Genomic DNA, 18,134 nt, shown 5'->3' with positions numbered 1-18,134 from the left:
GCGCAGGTTAGCCCAGCCTTTCCTTGCTGGCGGCATAAACGGAATCGGCGTAGGTTCTGTGGTGTCGAAAAGTAGAACTCGTCCAAAGTTAGCTTTGGCTAAGCTATCCGGGGGGCCCGCATGGCCGTCATCGAAACGCAGGCCGCGCTCCACGAGGCGCACCGCGACAACCACACGCACCGCGATGTCAACGGCGGCTGGCTGCGCCCCGCCGTCTTCGGCGCCATGGACGGCCTCGTCTCCAACCTCGCCCTGATGACCGGTGTGGCCGGCGGTTCCGTGAGCCACCAGACCATTGTCATCACCGGGCTCGCCGGGCTGGCCGCCGGCGCCTTCTCCATGGCGGCCGGCGAGTACACCTCCGTCGCCTCCCAGCGCGAGCTGGTCGAGGCCGAGCTGGACGTCGAGCGCCGTGAGCTGCGCAAGCACCCGCAGGACGAGGAGAACGAACTCGCCGAGCTGTACGTCTCCCGCGGGGTCGAGCCCGAGCTGGCCCGGCAGGTCGCCCGGCAGCTGTCCAAGGACCCCGAGCAGGCCCTGGAGATCCACGCCCGCGAGGAACTGGGCATCGACCCCGGGGACCTGCCCTCGCCGCTGGTCGCCGCCGTGTCCTCCTTCGGCTCCTTCGCCCTCGGCGCCCTGCTGCCCGTCCTGCCGTTCCTGCTCGGTGCGACCGCGCTGTGGCCCACCCTGCTGCTCGCCCTCGCCGGGCTCTTCGGCTGCGGCGCCGTGGTGGCCAGGGTGACCGCGCGCACCTGGTGGTACAGCGGCCTGCGGCAGCTCGCGCTGGGCGGCGCCGCGGCCGGTGTGACGTACGCCCTGGGCAGCCTGTTCGGTACGGCCGTAGGATAGCCACGCTGGTACTTATGCGTTGGGCCGCATACGTACCCGCCAAAGTCCCGTTACTCGTGGGTTTCGACCACGTGACCAGCGGGCATGAGCCGTAAGCGCTGCGGGCAACGACGCCCGTCGCACCCCCGTGGGATGAGTGAAGCCGCTCCTCCCGCCCCCATCGGGCCGCCGGACACCGATCCGACCGATCTCGTCCGTACGGTCCCCTCTCGCCTTCGCCGCCACCGCGCGGCGTCCCCCGGCCGCCACGCGCGGCACGCACACCGCCTTCGCGCGGTGACCGCCGCCCCGCGCGGCACCTCTGCCACGGACCCCGTGGCGTCCGCATGTTGGAACGGAGTATCCGGTTCCCGAGAACCGCTCCATCATGTAACCTGCACGAAATTTTGAGATCACGCCTCTTGCGCGGGGATCTCACGCAGAGGGCCAACGTCGTCCCTCGGCACCTGCCACATGCCACATGACGACGACGGGAGAGCCGATGCGTACGCCGCGCCAGCCGTCCCAGCACTCTGCGAACGGCCAGAACTGGTCGTTCATGGATGCTCGCCCTGCTGCGCAGGGTATGTACGACCCCCGCAACGAACACGACGCGTGCGGCGTCGGTTTCGTCGCCACCCTCACCGGCGAGGCGTCCCACACCCTGGTCGAGCAGGCGCTGACCGTGCTGCGCAACCTCGAGCACCGCGGTGCCACCGGCTCCGAGCCGGACTCGGGTGACGGCGCGGGCCTGCTCTCCCAGGTGCCCGACGCGTTCCTCCGCGAGGTGGCCGGATTCGAGCTGCCCGCCGCCGGCTCCTACGCCGTCGGCATCGCCTTCCTGCCCACCGAGGGCACCGAGGACGCCGTGGCGAAGATCGAGACGATCGCCGCCGAGGAGGAGCTGACCGTCCTCGGCTGGCGCGAGGTCCCGGTCGCGCCCGAGCTGCTCGGCGCCACCGCCCGCTCCACCATGCCGTCCTTCCGGCAGATCTTCGTCGCCGACGGCGCCAGCGAGGGCATCGCGCTGGACCGCAAGGCGTTCGTGCTGCGCAAGCGCGCCGAGCGCGAGGTGGGCGTCTACTTCCCGTCGCTGTCCGCGCGCACCCTCGTCTACAAGGGCATGCTGACCACCGGCCAGCTGGAGCCCTTCTTCCCGGACCTGTCCGACCGCCGCTTCGCCTCCGCGATCGCGCTCGTGCACTCCCGGTTCTCCACGAACACCTTCCCGTCGTGGCCGCTCGCGCACCCGTACCGCTTCGTCGCGCACAACGGTGAGATCAACACCGTCCAGGGCAACCGCAACTGGATGCGCGCCCGCGAGTCGCAGCTGACCTCCGACCTGTTCGGCGGCAAGGAGAAGCTGGAGCGGATCTTCCCGGTCTGCACCCCGGACGCCTCCGACTCCGCCTCCTTCGACGAGGTGCTGGAGCTGCTGCACCTCGGCGGCCGCTCCCTGCCGCACTCCGTGCTGATGATGATCCCGGAGGCGTGGGAGAACCACGACTCCATGGACCCGGCCCGGCGCGCCTTCTACGGCTTCCACTCCACGATGATGGAGCCCTGGGACGGCCCGGCCTGCGTCTGCTTCACCGACGGCACCCAGGTCGGCGCCGTGCTCGACCGCAACGGCCTGCGCCCGGGCCGCTACTGGGTCACCGACGACGGCCTGGTCGTCCTCGGCTCCGAGGTCGGCGTCCTGGACATCGACCCGGCCAAGGTCGTCCGCAAGGGCCGCCTGCAGCCCGGCAAGATGTTCCTCGTCGACATCGCCGAGCACCGCATCATCGAGGACGACGAGATCAAGGCGACCCTCGCCGCCGAGAAGCCGTACGCCGAGTGGCTGGAGGCCGGCGAGATCGAGCTGTCCGACCTGCCCGAGCGCGAGCACATCGTCCACACCCACGCCTCGGTCACCCGCCGCCAGCAGACCTTCGGCTACACCGAGGAGGAGCTGCGCGTCATCCTCGCCCCGATGGCCCGCACCGGCGCCGAGCCGATCGGCTCCATGGGCACGGACTCGCCGATCGCGGCCCTGTCCGAGCGCCCGCGGCTGCTCTTCGACTACTTCACCCAGCTGTTCGCGCAGGTCACCAACCCGCCGCTGGACGCGATCCGCGAGGAGCTGGTCACCTCCCTGCGCAGCTCGCTGGGCCCGCAGGGCAACCTGCTGGAGCCGACCGCGGCCTCCTGCCGCTCGGTCACCCTGCCCTTCCCGGTGATCGACAACGACGAGCTGGCCAAGCTCATCCACATCAACGCCGACGGCGACATGCCCGGCTTCAAGGCCGCGACCCTCTCCGGCCTGTACCGGGTGAGCGGCGGCGGCGAGGCGCTGGCCGCCCGCATCGAGGAGATCTGCGCCGAGGCCGACGCGGCCATCGAGAACGGCGCCCGCCTGATCGTCCTGTCCGACCGCCACTCGGACGCCGAGCACGCGCCGATCCCGTCGCTGCTGCTCACCTCCGCCGTCCACCACCACCTCATCCGCACCAAGCAGCGCACCCACGTGGGCCTGCTGGTCGAGGCCGGCGACGTCCGCGAGGTCCACCACGTCGCCCTGCTCATCGGCTACGGCGCCGCCGCCGTCAACCCGTACCTGGCGATGGAGTCGGTCGAGGACCTGCTGCGCGCGGGCACCTTCATCGACGGCATCGAGCCGGAGAAGGCCATCAAGAACCTGATTTACGCCCTCGGCAAGGGCGTGCTGAAGGTCATGTCGAAGATGGGCATCTCCACCGTCGCCTCCTACCGCGGCGCCCAGGTCTTCGAGGCCGTCGGCCTGGACGAGGAGTTCGTCGACACGTACTTCAGCGGTACGGCCACCAAGATCGGCGGCGTCGGCATCGACGTCATCGCCCGCGAGGTCGCCGCCCGCCACGCCAAGGCCTACCCGGCCTCCGGCATCGCCCCGGCGCACCGCGCGCTGGAGATCGGCGGCGAGTACCAGTGGCGCCGCGAGGGCGAGCCGCACCTGTTCGACCCGGAGACGGTCTTCCGCCTGCAGCACTCCACGCGCACGGGCCGCTACGACATCTTCAAGAAGTACACCTCGCGGGTGAACGAGCAGTCCGAGCGCCTGATGACGCTGCGCGGCCTGTTCGGCTTCAAGTCCGGCCGGGGGCCGATCCCGATCGAGGAGGTCGAGCCGGCCAGCGAGATCGTCAAGCGCTTCTCCACCGGCGCGATGTCGTACGGCTCCATCTCCAAGGAGGCGCACGAGACCCTCGCCATCGCCATGAACCAGCTGGGCGGCAAGTCCAACACCGGTGAGGGCGGCGAGGACTCGGAGCGCCTGTACGACCCGGCGCGCCGCTCGGCGATCAAGCAGGTGGCCTCCGGCCGCTTCGGCGTGACGTCGGAGTACCTGGTCAACGCGGACGACATCCAGATCAAGATGGCCCAGGGCGCCAAGCCCGGCGAGGGCGGCCAGCTGCCCGGCCACAAGGTGTACCCGTGGGTGGCGAAGACCCGGCACTCGACGCCGGGCGTGGGGCTCATCTCCCCGCCGCCGCACCACGACATCTACTCCATCGAGGACCTGGCGCAGCTGATCCACGACCTGAAGAACGCGAACCCGCAGGCGCGGATCCACGTGAAGCTGGTCTCCGAGGTCGGCGTCGGCACGGTCGCCGCGGGTGTGTCCAAGGCGCACGCGGACGTGGTGCTGATCTCCGGCCACGACGGCGGTACCGGCGCCTCGCCGCTGACGTCGCTCAAGCACGCCGGCGGCCCCTGGGAGCTGGGTCTCGCCGAGACCCAGCAGACCCTGCTGCTCAACGGCCTGCGCGACCGGATCGTCGTGCAGACCGACGGCCAGCTCAAGACCGGCCGCGACGTGGTCATCGCCGCGCTGCTGGGCGCCGAGGAGTTCGGTTTCGCGACCGCTCCGCTCGTCGTCTCCGGCTGCGTGATGATGCGCGTGTGCCACCTGGACACCTGTCCGGTCGGCATCGCCACCCAGAACCCTGTGCTGCGTGACCGCTTCGCCGGCAAGGCCGAGTACGTGGTGAACTTCTTCCAGTTCATCGCCGAGGAGGTCCGCGAGCTGCTGGCCGAGCTGGGCTTCCGCTCCATCGAGGAGGCCGTCGGCCACGCCGAGGTGCTGGACGTCGAGCGCGCGGTGGACCACTGGAAGGCGCAGGGCCTGGACCTGGAGCCGCTGTTCCACGTGCCCGAGCTGCCCGAGGGCGCGGTGCGCCACCAGGTCGTCGCACAGGACCACGGCCTGGAGAAGGCGCTGGACAACGAGCTGATCAAGCTCGCCGCCGACGCCCTGGCCGCGAACGACGCGACCGAGGCCCAGCCGGTGCGCGCCCAGGTCGCCATCCGCAACATCAACCGCACGGTCGGCACCATGCTCGGCCACGAGGTGACGAAGAAGTTCGGCGGTGCGGGCCTGCCCGAGGACACCATCGACATCACCTTCACGGGCTCCGCCGGCCAGTCCTTCGGCGCCTTCCTGCCGCGCGGCGTCACGCTGCGCCTGGAGGGCGACGCCAACGACTACGTCGGCAAGGGCCTCTCCGGTGGCCGGATCATCGTCCGACCGGACCGCGCGGCCGACCACCTCGCCGAGTTCTCGACCATCGCGGGCAACACCATCGGCTACGGCGCCACCGGCGGCGAGCTGTTCCTGCGCGGCCGTACCGGCGAGCGGTTCTGCGTCCGCAACTCCGGCGCGCTGGTCGTGTCCGAGGGCGTGGGCGACCACGGCTGCGAGTACATGACCGGCGGTCACGCGGTCGTCCTCGGCCCGACCGGCCGCAACTTCGCGGCGGGCATGTCCGGCGGCGTCGCCTACGTCATCGACCTCGACCGCGACAACGTCAACGCCGGCAACCTGGAGTCGGTCCAGGCGCTGGACGAGGCCGACAAGCAGTGGCTGCACGACGTGGTGCGCCGCCACGCCGAGGAGACCGGTTCGACGGTCGCCGAGAAGCTGCTCGCCGACTGGGACACGGCAGTGGAGCGGTTCAGCAAGATCATCCCCAGCACCTACCAGGCAGTGCTCGCCGCCAAGGACGCCGCCGAGCGGGCCGGTCTCTCCGAGAACGAGACCCACGAGAAGATGATGGAGGCTGCGCTCCATGGCTGACCCCAAGGGCTTCCTGAACCACGGCCGCGAGGTCGCCAAGACCCGTCCCGTCGCCGAGCGCGTCAAGGACTGGAACGAGGTCTACGTCCCCGGCTCCCTGCTGCCGATCATCAGCAAGCAGGCCAGCCGGTGCATGGACTGCGGCATCCCCTTCTGCCACAACGGCTGTCCGCTGGGGAACCTGATCCCCGAGTGGAACGACTACGCCTACCGCGAGGACTGGTCGGCCGCGCAGGAGCGGCTGCACGCGACCAACAACTTCCCGGAGTTCACCGGTCGCCTCTGCCCGGCCCCCTGCGAGTCGGCGTGTGTGCTCGGCATCAACCAGCCGCCGGTCACCATCAAGAACGTCGAGGTCTCGATCATCGACAAGGCGTGGGAGACCGGTGACGTCGCCCCGCAGATCCCGGAGCGCCTGTCCGGCAAGACGGTCGCGGTGATCGGCTCGGGCCCGGCGGGTCTCGCCGCCGCCCAGCAGCTGACCCGGGCCGGCCACACGGTCGCCGTCTACGAGCGCGCGGACCGCATCGGAGGCCTCCTCCGGTACGGCATCCCCGAGTTCAAGATGGAGAAGCGGCACATCAACCGCCGTATCGAGCAGATGCGCGCGGAGGGCACCCGCTTCCGCACCGGTGTGGAGATCGGCCGCGACATCAACGCCCGCGACCTGAAGAAGCGGTACGACGCGATCGTGATCGCCGCCGGTTCGACCACGGCCCGTGATCTGCCCGTCCCCGGGCGGGAGTTGAAGGGCATCTACCAGGCGATGGAGTACCTGCCGCTGGCCAACAAGGTCCAGGAGGGCGACTACGTCACCTCCCCGATCTCGGCCGAGGGCAAGCACGTCGTCGTCATCGGCGGCGGCGACACCGGCGCGGACTGCGTGGGCACCGCCCACCGCCAGGGCGCGGCCTCGGTGACACAGCTGGAGATCATGCCCCGCCCGAACGACGAGCGGCACCCGACCAACCAGCCCTGGCCGACCTTCCCGATGCTCTACAAGGTCACCTCGGCGCACGAGGAGGGCGGCGAGCGGGTCTACTCCGTCTCCACCACCCACTTCGAGGGCGACGAGGACGGCAACGTCCAGTGGCTGCACCTGACCGAGGTGGAGTTCATCGACGGCAAGCTGACCCCGAAGCCGGGCACCGAGCGCAAGATCCCGGCCCAGCTGGTCACCCTCGCCATGGGCTTCACCGGCACCGACCGGGAGAACGGCCTGGTGGAGCAGTTCGGCCTGGAGCTCGACGAGCGCGGTAACATCGCCCGCGACGCCGACTTCCAGACCAACGTGCCGGGCGTGTTCGTCGCCGGCGACGCCGGCCGCGGCCAGTCCCTCATCGTGTGGGCGATCGCGGAGGGCCGCTCGGCCGCCCGCGGCGTCGACCGGTTCCTGACCGGCGCCAGCGACCTGCCGGCCCCGATCCGCCCGACCGACCGCGCCCTGGCGGTCTGACGGCGCCAACAGACGTCCCGTACAACGGCGTACGGGCGGGGTTTTCTGGGGGGACACCCCCCAGACCCCCCGCTGACGACGCCTGCCCGACTGTCCCCGACCGGACGCGTGGGCAGGCGTCGTTGCATGTCCGGCCGAGGGTGTCACTCGTACCAGACGCCGGCAAGCGGCCCGCGCTCGGTGACGGCCCGCACCCCGGACGGCAGGACGGCCCGGCCCGGATCGCCGCGGATGTGCTGGTAGAGCGTGGGCGTGGGCAGGCCGGCGGTCTGGATCCAGCCCCGTCCGTGCACATGCCCGGCCGCGGTCAGCTCCTCCGCCTGCCCCGCCGGAGCCAGGTCCTTGCGGTACAGCTGGCTGATCGTCTGGTCCTCGTCGGCGTAGGCGAACCGTGCCGCGTACGCGTACCGGTCGTCGTTCAGCCACACATAGAGCACGACGGGCTTGTCCAGCACCGAGCGGAACCACCGCGCGGACCGCTCGGCCAGCTCCTCGACCGTCCCGGCGGCCTCCAGGGCCCAGCTCGACGGGCGGTCGGTCAGGGTGAACAGCTGGTTGTGCAGACGGTCGCCGCGGACCCGGTCGCCGTAGAAGTGCACACCGACGTCGATCAGATGGAGCCGCGCCCCCGGATCGCTGAAGGACAGGCGGGCCACCAGCGAGTCCCAGGCGTCCGTGCGCAGCAGCTCTGCGCCGACGCCGGCCCCGGCCCAGCCGGCGGTGCGCTCGCGCAGCGCGGCCGCGAACGCCCGCTCGTCGTCGGTGAACTCGAGCTCTTCGTCGTCTTCCGGTTCGATGGCGAACCAGGGATGCTCAGGCATGGCCGGAAGCGTACGGCCGGCCCACCGGGCCGGGCACCTGCTTTTCAGCCCGTCAGGCGGGCCGCGGCGGCGCGCTGACGCTCGCTCATCACGGACAGGAAGCGGATGACGGTCCGCAGTTCGTCCGTGCTGAACTCCTCGCACGCCTCGACGACGTCCCGTCCCCAGTCCTCGAAGAACTCGGCGAGTTCGGCGATCTTCTCCTCGTTCAGCTCGACGAGCACCCGGCGCTTGTCGGTGGGGTGCCGGACGCGGTGGACGAATCCCTTGGCCTCCAGCCGGTCGATCAGCCCCGTGACGGAGGCGGGGGCGAGTCCGGTCAGCTCGGCGAGGTCCTTCGCGGTGAGCGCGCCGTGCCGCTGGAGCAGGTCCAGGGTCTTCTCCTCCGTCGCGTTCAGCCCCTGCTTGGCCGCGACGGCCGAGTGGAACATGACCGTGACCCCGCTGTGGGTCCGGCCCACCGTCATCAGCTGCTCCAGCGTCTCCGCCCGGGCCGCCTGCTCCTGCTTCTCGTCTGCCTTGGCCATGTCCCCAGGCTAGCAAAAATTTCGTTCGGCCGAACTAAGGACTTGCGGAGGTGGCCGTGCCGGTGCAATTCTTTCGTTAGCCCGAACGAAATAAATCCGGTGGACGCCGGATCCACGACAGCCGAGGAGACCTCCGTGTCCGCAACGCTCACCGAACCCTCCGCCACCGCGGCGCCACCGCATCCGCGGCGCTGGGCCGCCGCCGTCGTGATGATGATCGCGGCGCTCATGGACCTGCTCGACACCACGATCGTCAACGTGGCCGTCCCTTCCATCAGCCGCGACCTGCACGCCTCGCCCAGCGACCTGCAGTGGACCGTCTCGGCCTACCTGCTCGGCTTCGCCGCCGCCCTGATCGTCTCCGGCCACCTCGGCGACCGCATCGGCCGCCGCCCGCTCTTCCTCGCCGGGACCGCCGGCTTCGGACTGGCGAGCCTGGCCTGCGGGATCGCCCAGTCACCGGGACAGCTGATCACCGCACGCGCGGTGCAGGGCCTGCTCGCGGCCGTGCTGGTGCCGCAGGTGATCGGCTCGTTCCGCACCCTCTTCCAGGGCAAGGAACGCGGGGCGGCCTTCGGGATGTACGGCGCCGTCGCCGGCTTCGCCTCCGCCGTCGGACTGCTGCTCGGCGGCGTCCTCACGGACGCCGACCTGTTCGGCTGGGGCTGGCGCTCGGTGTTCCTGGTGAACGTGCCGGTGGCCGCGGCGACCTTCGTCGCCGGCTGGCTGCTGGTCCCGGCCACGCGCGAGCGGTCGGCGGGCCGCCCGGACGTTCTGGGCAGCCTGCTGCTCGCCGGCGGCCTGGTCGCGGTCGTGCTGCCGCTGGTGCAGGGCCGGGAGAACGGCTGGCCGCTGTGGGGCTGGATCTGCCTCGGCGCGGGCGTGCTGACCGTGGCGGGCCTCGGGGTGTACGAGGCCCGGCGGCACCGGCCCGGCATCGTGCCGCTGCTTCCCGCCCGGGCCTTCCGGCTCCCCGCGTTCTTTGTGGGCGTCCTCGTCCAGCTGCTGTTCTCCGTCGGCATGCAGGGCTTCTTCCTGGTCTTCGCGGTCTGGCTGCAGGCCGGCGAGCGGTACACGCCGATGCAGGCCGGGCTGGTGACCGTCGCCTTCTCGGCCGGCGGCTTCCTCACCGCGCCCGCCGCGGACGGGCTCGCCGTACGGTACGGGCGGCTGGTGCTCGGCGCCGGGGCGCTGATGATGGCGGGCGGCCTCGGCTGGGCCGGCGCGGTGATCGACGGCGCGCCCGCCGCGCACACCGGGGCGTGGCCGCTGGTGCCGGGTCTCGTGATCGCTGGAGCCGGGCTCGGGTTCCTGGTGGTGCCGCTGGTGAACGTGGTGCTGTCCGCGGTGCCGGGGGAGCTGGCCGGCGGCGCGTCCGGGATCTTCTCCACCGCCCAGCAGTTCGGCGGCGCGGTGGGGGCCGCGGTGGTCGGCACCGTGTTCTTCGGGGCCGTCGGGAAGGGGATGACCGGGGCGCTGGTCGACGCGATGCCGTGGGTCGTCGGGGCGTTCGTGATCTGCGCGGGGCTGTGCGCGGCGCTCCCTCGGCGGGGGTCGGCCGACCAACTCGACTGATCCGGAGGTTGGGCAAGGACCGGGGGCCGGGGGCGGAGCCCCCGGCTTGCTGCCGTGAAGCTACGTGTCGCACTCCAGCACCGTCCGGCACAGCCCGCACCGCGCCCGTACCCGCCCCTTCACCGGCACCCGGATCCGCTGGTGGCAGGTCGGGCACGGGAACGTCACGCGCAGGTGGCCCGCGGGGTCGGGGCTGAAGGCGTAGGGGGCCGTCGGCTGGACCCCGGACACGTGCCGCCGGTCGTGGGCGTAGCGCCGCCGCCCCGCCCAGCCGGCCCCGGTCAGCGGCGGCTGCTGCCCGTCCCGGCGGGCCACGGCCATTCCCTCGACGTACGCCTTGTACGCCTGCGGGCTGGTGAACCACACCGAGGGGTCCTCGTGGAACAGCAGCGCCCGCTTGGCCAGGACGTACCCGAACTCCTCCGGGGTGAGATAGCCGAGCTTCTGCGAGGAGACCCCGTCCTGCCGGAAGGCGTCCAGCAGCAGCCATCCCGCGCCCAGGTAGGTCGTCACTGTGTCCGTGAGGATCTCGTTCTCCGGCGTGCCGGCGAAGGAGAGGTCCAGCCGGTGCAGGTACACGTGCGCCACCTCGTGGGCCAGCGCCGCGCCGATGTCGCGGCGGTGGGTGCGGAAACGGTCGTTCAGCTCCACGAAGTACTCCGGTCCCGCCGCCAGTTCGACGTTCGCCGCGTGGGTCATCTCCCGGAAGCCGACGATCAGCCGCGCGTCCGGCAGCCGGAAGTGCCGCACGATCTCGCGGGCCACCCGCTGCGCGCCCAGATGCAGGTCGTCGGTGTCGCAGAAGGCCACGTCGGCGGGGGCCACACTGGTCGCGAACGTCTGGACGGTGTCGTAGGACAGCCGCTTGTACAGCGCGGTGATGGCGGCCCGCACCGTCTCCAGGTGCGGGTAGCCGTGCTGGACCGGTCCGCCGTTCGCCACGTCCGCACCCCCAAAGACGCCGGAACTCCTCTCCACTGTAGGCGTGCGGGACGCCCCGTCACACGGGCAGCAGCCGGGGCGCGCACCGGTCGGGGCCGGCCTCGTCGAGCTCCAGCACCCACACCTCGTTCCCGCCCTCGCGCAGCACCGGGCCGGGGACGTACAGCGACCGCTGCGGGCCCACCGACCAGTAGCGGCCCAGGTTGAACCCGTTGATCCAGACGAACCCCCGGGTCCAGCCGGGCAGCTCCAGCCGCGCGTCCCCGGCCCCGCCGACCTCGGCCGTGCCCCGGTACAGCCCGCGCGCACCCTCCGTGGGCAGTGCCCCGAACGGCACCGCGGCCACGCCGTCGTCGAACGCGCCCAGATCCAGGCCACGCGCGCGTACCCCGTGCAGATACTGCCGCTCGTGCAGGATCCCCCCGGTGATCCCCTTCGCCTCCCCGAACCGCGGCCCGTAGTTCACCCGCCCGAGCGACTCCACCCACACCTCCACGCGCGCGGGGCCCGCGACGGGCTCCTTCAGCCGGGGCTCCTCCTCGGTGAGCACCCCGGCCCGCTCCCCGTCGACGTACACCACCGCCAGGTCCCGCAGCCCGCGCAGCGTCAGCGGGTACGGCTGCCGGGGGCCCGGCACGTCCACCGTGTAGCGCACCAGGCCCCGGGTGACGTGCAGTTCCTCGAAGGCGAGCGGCAGCGGGGCCACCCTCTCCTCGCCGCCCAGCGCGTCCAGGACGTCCCCCATGGGCGCCCAGGAGTCCAGCGTCACCGCGGCGGGACGGCCCAACGCGGCGGGCGGCGACGGCAGTTCGGGCAGCGGCTCGCCGTGGTACGCGGTCAGCACCTCGCGGAAGCGCCAGAACTTCCGCGTCGGGCGGCCGTACTCGTCCACGGGAGCGTCGTAGTCGTAGGAGGTCACGTCCGGCTCCAGCGGGCCCTCGTGCAGCGCGCCGCCGCCCCGGTTGGCGCCCGCCCAGCCGCCGAAACTCGTGCCGCCGTGCGCCATGTACAGGTTCACCGACGCACCGCACTCCAGGATCTCCCGCAGCGCCCCGGCGGCCTCCTCAGCATCCCGTACGACGTGCTCGCCGGCCCAGTGGTCGAACCAGCCGCACCAGAACTCCATGCACATCAGCGGGCCCTCGCGGCGATGGCGGCGCAGCGTTTCGAAGGCCACGCGCGCGTGGGAGCCGAAGTTCACCGTGGCGAGCACCCCGGGAAGCGAACCGCCGGTCAGCATGTGGTCCTCGGGACCGTCCGACGTGCACAGCGGGACCGTGACCCCCTTGGCGCGCAGCAGACCGGCCAGGTGCTCCAGATAGCCGGTGTCACTGCCGTAACTGCCGTACTCGTTCTCGACCTGCACCAGGATCACCGGGCCGCCGCGGTCGATCTGCCGGGGCGCGATCTCGTGCATCAGGTGGTGGAACCAGCGCTCCACGTGGGACAGATACCGCTCGTCACGCGTGCGCACGCGCGTGCCCGGCTCGCCCGTCACCCAGGGCGGCAGCCCGCCGTTCTCCCACTCGGCGCAGATGTAGGGACCCGGCCGCACGATCGCCCACAGCCCCGCCTCCCGGACCGCGTCCAGGAACCGGCCGAGCGCCTGCACGTCCCGGTACCCGCCGCCCGGCCGCGGCTGGTGCAGATTCCACGGGACGTACGTCTCCACGCAGTTCAGGCCCATCGCCCGCAGCATCGCCAGCCGGTGCCGCCAGTGCCCCTCGTGCACCCGGAAGTAGTGCAGCGCCCCGGACAGCAGCCGCACCGGCCGCCCGTCCAGCAGGAAGCCGGATTCCCCCACCGTGAACTCGCTCATGCGCCCCAGCCTCGGCTCTTCCGGCGGTCGGCGCCATGGACGAAGATCGGCAGAGCTTGGACAAAACGTTTGGCCGCAACGTCTGGCCGAAAGTCCGCCTCGGAGCACGCCCGGGAGGAGCAGCGATGTACCAGACCTGGATGCGGTTCTTCAGCCCCGGCCCCGCGCACCACCGGCTCGGCCTGGTCTGCCTCGGCGTCGGCCTGCAGCACGGCGCGCTGCCCACGGTCGGCCCGCGCACCCTCGACCGCCACGTGGCCGTCGTGATCAGCTCCGGCCGCGGCTGGTACCGGGGCGCCGACGGCCGCCGTACGGCCGTCACCGCGCCCGCGCTGCTCTGGCTCACCCCCGGCGTGCCCCACCACTACGCGCCCGATCCGGACACCGGCTGGGACGAGGGCTTCGTCGACTTCGCCGGACCCGCCGCCGCCACGTACACCGACCTCGGCTACATCGAGCCGGACCGGCCCGTCGTGCCGCTCTCCGACGCCTCCGGGCCCCGCGCGGTCGTCGCCCGCATCGCCCGCGCCGCCCGCCGCGGCAACCCGCTGCTGGAGGTGGAGACCGGCGCCGCCGTGCACGAACTCCTCGTCGCCCTGCGCCGCGCCCGCGCCGACCTCGCCCCCGACGGCGACCAGGTGCTGCAGGCGCTCGCCCGCGACGCCTGCACGCCGATGAGCGTCGCCGACCACGCGCGCGTGCACGGCATGACCCCCGCCGAGCTGCGCAACGCCGTCCGCCGGGCCGCCGGGTGCAGCCCCAAGGACTACCTGCTCGGCATCCGCCTCGGCCGCGCCAAGGAACTCCTCGCCGCCACCGAGCTGCCCGTCGCCGCCGTCGCCCGCCGCGTCGGCTACGACGACCCCGCCTACTTCTCCCGGCTCTTCACCCGCCGGGTCGGCCTCGCCCCCGTCCGCTTCCGGGCCCAGCAGGGCCGCAGCGTGCCCGGCGGCTGGAGCGACCGCGTCCCCGACCCCGGCGATCCGCCGATGATCCACTCTCCGGACAGCCCGGAGCGCCGGCCCGCACACCCCATAAGGTGACCCGCATGACCACCAGCGACATCGGAACCGGTGACGTGGACCCCGAGGTCCGTCAGGAACTGGAGCGGCTGCGCGACAGCATCGACAACATCGACGCCGCCGTCGTCCACCTGCTCGCCGAGCGTTTCAAGGCCACCCAGCAGGTCGGCCGGCTCAAGGCGGTGCACCAGCTGCCGCCCGCCGACCCGGCCCGCGAGGCCCGCCAGATCGCCCGGCTGCGCCGGCTCGCGGAGAACGCCAAGCTCGACCCGGCCTTCGCCGAGAAATTCTTGAATTTCATCATCGCGGAGGTGATCCGCCACCACGAGCGCATCGCCGAGGACACGGCCAACGGCCAGCAGCCGGAGGCCTGACCGGGGGCCTGACCGGGGGAGAGACGGGGGTGGGCGGGGGAGTGGGCGGCGCCGGCCGGGGAGCGCGCCGAAACGACCGGTGAGCCGGACATAAGCCGTTAAACCGCCCACCCCCTGTGCGCTGTCAGTGCGATCAGGCAGCATGGCCTGCATGTCCGTACTCACGCGCGATGAAGCGCAGCTCCGAGCACAGCTCCTCGACGTCCACCGCTACACGGTCGAACTGGACCTCACCACCGGGGACGAGACGTTCGACTCCCGCACGGTGATCCGGTTCACCGCGCGGAGCGCCGGGGACACGTTCGTGGAGCTGAAGCCCGCCGCATTGCGCGCCGCCACCCTCGACGGGCAGCCCCTCGACCCCGAGTCCCTGGACGACGGCCGGCTCGCCCTGCGCCATCTCTCCGCCGGCGAACACGAACTGCGCGTCGACGCGGCCATGCGCTACTCCCGCACCGGCGAGGGCATGCACCGCTTCACCGACCCCGCCGACGGCGAGACCTACGTCTACACCCAGATGTTCATGGACGACGTCCAGCGCGTCTTCGCCGCCTTCGACCAGCCCGACCTCAAGGCCGTCTTCGAGGTCTCCGTCAAGGCCCCCGACGGCTGGACCGTCCTCGCCAACGGCATCACCGGGCGGCGCCCCGACGGCGTCTGGCAGGCCGCCCCCACGCCGCGGATCTCCACCTACCTCGTCGCCGTCGCCGGCGGCCCCTGGCACTCGGTGCGCACCGAACACCGCGGACTGCCCTTCGGCATCCACTGCCGCCGCTCCCTCGCGCCGTACCTGGACACCGACGCCGAGGAGATCCTCGACATCACGCGCGCGTGCTTCGACCGCTACCACGAGAAGTTCGAGGAGCCCTACCCCTTCGACTCCTACGACCAGGCGTTCGTCCCGGAGTTCAACGCGGGCGCCATGGAGAACCCGGGCCTGGTCACCTTCCGCGACGACTTCGTCTACCGCTCCGCCGTCACCGACACCGAGCGGCAGACCCGCGCCATGGTCATCGCCCACGAGATGGCCCACATGTGGTTCGGCGACCTCGTCACCCTCAAGTGGTGGGACGACATCTGGCTCAACGAGTCCTTCGCCGAGTACATGGGCTACCAGACCACCGCCGAGGCCACCCGCTTCACCGACCCCTGGACCGAGTTCGGCGTCACCCGCAAGGCCTGGGGCTACGACGCCGACCAGCGCCCCACCACCCACCCCGTCGCCCCCGAGAACGTCCACGACACCGCCTCCGCCCTGCTCAACTTCGACGGCATCTCCTACGCCAAGGGCGCCTCCGCGCTGCGCCAACTCGCCGCCTGGCTCGGCGAGAAGGACTTCCTCGCCGGCATCAACACCCACTTCGCCCGGCACAAGTTCGGCAACGCCGCCCTCGCCGACTTCATCGACTCCCTCGCCTCCGCCACCGACCGCGACGTGCCCGCCTGGGCCGACAGCTGGCTGCGCACCACCGGCGTGGACAAACTCACCCCCCACATCGCCTCCGCCGACGGCACCTGCACCCTCACCGTCCAGCACGCGGGCAGCCGCCCGCACCGCCTCACCGCCGGCCTGTACGACCACGACATCGCCGACGAAGGCCGCCTCGTGCTGCGCGAACGCCTCGGCCTCGACATCCCGCAGACCGCCCCCCAGCCCATCGGCAAGCGCCCCGCGCTGCTCCTGCTCAACGACGGCGACCTCACCTACGCCAAGATCCGCTTCGACGACGGCTCCTTCGACACCCTGCGCACCAGCCTCTCCGGCCTGCCCGACCCCCTCACCCGCGCCGTCGCCTGGAACGCCCTGCGGGACGCCGTACGCGACGGCGAACTGCCCCCCGCCGCCTACCTGGACACGGCCCGCGCCCACCTCCCGCGCGAGACCGACCTCGCCCTCGTCCAGGGCGTCCTCGCCTTCGCCTCCGGCCAGATCGCCGACCAGTACCTCAGCCCCGAGGACCGCCCGGCCGCCCTGACCACCCTCACCGCCCTCTGCCGCGACCTGCTGCGCCGCACCGAGGACGGCGACCACCCCGGCCTGCGGCTGCTCGCCGTACGGCACCTGATCGGCGTCGCCGCCCACCCCCACACCATCGCCGCCTGGCTCGCCGACGGCACCGTCCCCGGCGGCCCGGAACTCGACCCCGACCTGCGCTGGAGCATCCTCGGCCGGCTCGCCGTACTCGGCGCCACCGACGAAGCCGCCATCGCCGCCGAGCTGGAACGCGACCCCAGTGCCACCGGCCAGGAGGGCGCCGCCCGCTGCCGCGCCGCCCTGCCCGACCCGGAGGCCAAGCGCACCGCCTGGGAAGCCATGTTCGCCGGCGACGACCTGTCCAACTACCTCTTCACGGCCACCGCACAGGGCTTCTGGCAGCCCGAACAGGCCGACCTGGTACGGCAGTACGTGCCCCGCTTCTACCCCGACGCCGTCGCCGTCGCCGCCCGGCGCGGCCCCGCCATAGCCACCGCCGCCGCCCGCTGGGCGTTCCCCGCCCACGCCGTCGACGCCGAGAACCTGCGGCTCGGCCAGGCCTGCCTGCGCGAGGCCGACCCCACCCCCGCCCTGCGCCGCACCCTCGCCGACCGCCTCGACGACCTCGCCCGCGCCCTGCGCGTACGCGGCGAGCAGCAGACACCGGCCGCACAGGAGGCACAGGAAGCACACCAGGACTAGGTCCGGCGGCCTAGGGCACGGCTGGTCCCTGCCGACGATGCGGCGGCCCCGACGGCCCTCCTAGGGTCGAGCAGTCAGAAACGACCAGCCACCCCCGGAGGCACCCCCGTGATCGCAGTGACCGGCGCGACCGGCAACGTCGGCCGTGCCCTCGTCGACCGACTCCTCGCCGCAGGGCAGCCCGTGCGGGCGCTCACCCGCGACCCGCAGCGGGCCGCCCTGCCCGACGGCGCCGAGGTCGTCCGGTTCCGGCCCGACGACCCCGCCGCCGCGCTCGACGGGGCTACCGCCCTCTTCCTGTACGCACAGGCCTGCACCCCCGACCTCCTCAAAGCCGCCCGCACCCAGGGAGTACGGCACGTCGTGCTGCTCTCCAGCGGCATCATCAAGGAAGGCGCCGACGACGACACCCACCCCATCCACGTCCTGCACGCCACCGCCGAACAGCACATCCGCGACAGCGGCCTCGACTGGACCTTCCTGCGCCCGAACGCCTTCGCCACCAACGCCCTGCAGTGGGCGCCCCAGATCCGCGCCGGAAACACCGTCCGCGGCGTCTTCGCCGACGCGCTCTCCGCACCCATCCACGAGGACGACATCGCGGCCGTCGCCGAACGCGCCCTCCTCGACGGCGGACACGAAGCCGCCGTACACCGCCTGACCGGCCCCGAGGCCCTCACCAACGCAGGACAGGTCGCCACCATCGGCGCCGCCCTCGGCCGGCAGCTGACCTTCGCCGAGACCGACCCCCGCCAGGCCGGCCCCGAACTGTTCCCGCACGTCCCGCCCGGCATGCTCCAGCGGCTGCTGCACACCTTCGAAGAGACCATCGGCGTCCCACCGGAGATCACCGGCACCGTGGAACAGCTCACCGGCACCCCGGCCCGCACCTTCGCCCAGTGGGCCCACGACCACACGGAGGACTTCACCGCACAGAGCTGAGCACGCACTTCCGCCGTACCCACTTTCGGGTCTCGCTCGTTGAGCATCGG

The 18,134-nt window shown here is 72.1% G+C and carries 12 protein-coding genes; 8 read left to right on the top strand and 4 right to left on the bottom strand.

Annotated elements, in window-relative coordinates; translation table 11 throughout:
• Positions 1–120 precede the first annotated feature (120 nt).
• The 3 genes from AB0950_RS15490 (at position 121) to AB0950_RS15480 (ending at position 7,385) form a co-directional block, all read left to right on the top strand.
• Positions 121–852 (top strand): VIT1/CCC1 transporter family protein, encoded by a 732-nt coding sequence (locus tag AB0950_RS15490; RefSeq protein ID WP_360150220.1) that lies wholly within the window; start codon positions 121–123, stop codon positions 850–852.
• A 481-nt stretch (positions 853–1,333) separates the two neighbouring features.
• Positions 1,334–5,929 carry a glutamate synthase large subunit gene (gene gltB, locus AB0950_RS15485; RefSeq protein WP_360150223.1) on the top strand — a complete coding sequence of 1,532 codons (4,596 nt, stop codon included), beginning with the start codon at positions 1,334–1,336 and terminating at the stop codon, positions 5,927–5,929.
• A complete protein-coding gene (locus AB0950_RS15480) occupies positions 5,922–7,385 on the top strand; it encodes a glutamate synthase subunit beta (protein WP_360150226.1) in 1,464 nt (487 codons plus the stop codon). The genes gltB and AB0950_RS15480 overlap by 8 nt, the downstream gene beginning before the upstream one ends.
• A 143-nt stretch (positions 7,386–7,528) precedes the next feature.
• Here the strand turns inward: AB0950_RS15480 and AB0950_RS15475 are convergent, their stop codons facing one another.
• Both AB0950_RS15475 and AB0950_RS15470 read right to left on the bottom strand, forming a co-directional pair.
• Complete coding sequence (locus AB0950_RS15475) at positions 7,529–8,206, bottom strand: hypothetical protein (RefSeq protein WP_360150229.1); 678 nt, start codon at positions 8,204–8,206, stop codon at positions 7,529–7,531.
• Between the two features lie 44 nt (positions 8,207–8,250).
• The gene (locus AB0950_RS15470; protein ID WP_360150232.1) at positions 8,251–8,733 is read right to left on the bottom strand and encodes a MarR family transcriptional regulator; all 483 of its coding nucleotides are present in this window, start codon (positions 8,731–8,733) and stop codon (positions 8,251–8,253) included.
• A 135-nt stretch (positions 8,734–8,868) separates the two neighbouring features.
• On the opposite strand from AB0950_RS15470, the gene AB0950_RS15465 reads away from it, so the two are divergent.
• Entirely contained in the window at positions 8,869–10,308 is a 1,440-nt protein-coding gene (locus tag AB0950_RS15465; protein WP_366778697.1) for an MFS transporter, read from the top strand.
• Between the two features lie 60 nt (positions 10,309–10,368).
• On the opposite strand, the gene AB0950_RS15460 is transcribed toward AB0950_RS15465, so the two are convergent.
• Both AB0950_RS15460 and AB0950_RS15455 read right to left on the bottom strand, forming a co-directional pair.
• The gene (locus AB0950_RS15460; protein ID WP_366778696.1) at positions 10,369–11,250 is read right to left on the bottom strand and encodes a hypothetical protein; all 882 of its coding nucleotides are present in this window, start codon (positions 11,248–11,250) and stop codon (positions 10,369–10,371) included.
• Positions 11,251–11,308: 58 nt separating this feature from the next.
• A complete protein-coding gene (locus AB0950_RS15455) occupies positions 11,309–13,069 on the bottom strand; it encodes a beta-galactosidase family protein (RefSeq protein ID WP_366778695.1) in 1,761 nt (586 codons plus the stop codon).
• A gap of 125 nt (positions 13,070–13,194) precedes the next feature.
• Here AB0950_RS15455 and AB0950_RS15450 point away from each other — a divergent pair, with 125 nt between their 5' ends.
• The 4 genes from AB0950_RS15450 to AB0950_RS15435 all read left to right on the top strand — a co-directional run bounded on the left by AB0950_RS15450 (position 13,195) and on the right by AB0950_RS15435 (position 18,084).
• On the top strand, positions 13,195–14,112 hold the full coding sequence (locus tag AB0950_RS15450) for an AraC family transcriptional regulator (protein ID WP_366778694.1): 918 nt from the start codon (positions 13,195–13,197) through the stop codon (positions 14,110–14,112).
• Between the two features lie 5 nt (positions 14,113–14,117).
• Complete coding sequence (locus AB0950_RS15445; protein ID WP_360150247.1) at positions 14,118–14,465, top strand: chorismate mutase; 348 nt, start codon at positions 14,118–14,120, stop codon at positions 14,463–14,465.
• Between the two features lie 151 nt (positions 14,466–14,616).
• Positions 14,617–17,142, top strand: coding sequence for an aminopeptidase N (pepN, locus tag AB0950_RS15440; RefSeq protein ID WP_366778693.1), 2,526 nt, complete (start codon positions 14,617–14,619; stop codon positions 17,140–17,142).
• Positions 17,143–17,250: 108 nt separating this feature from the next.
• Complete coding sequence (locus tag AB0950_RS15435; protein ID WP_360150253.1) at positions 17,251–18,084, top strand: NAD(P)H-binding protein; 834 nt, start codon at positions 17,251–17,253, stop codon at positions 18,082–18,084.
• The last annotated feature ends 50 nt before the right edge of the window (positions 18,085–18,134 follow it).

The sequence above is a fragment of the Streptomyces sp. NPDC007189 genome (assembly GCF_040703635.1).
In the GTDB taxonomy this organism is placed as follows: Bacteria; Actinomycetota; Actinomycetes; order Streptomycetales; family Streptomycetaceae; genus Streptomyces.
This window is presented reverse-complemented; position numbering and strand designations above follow the sequence as displayed.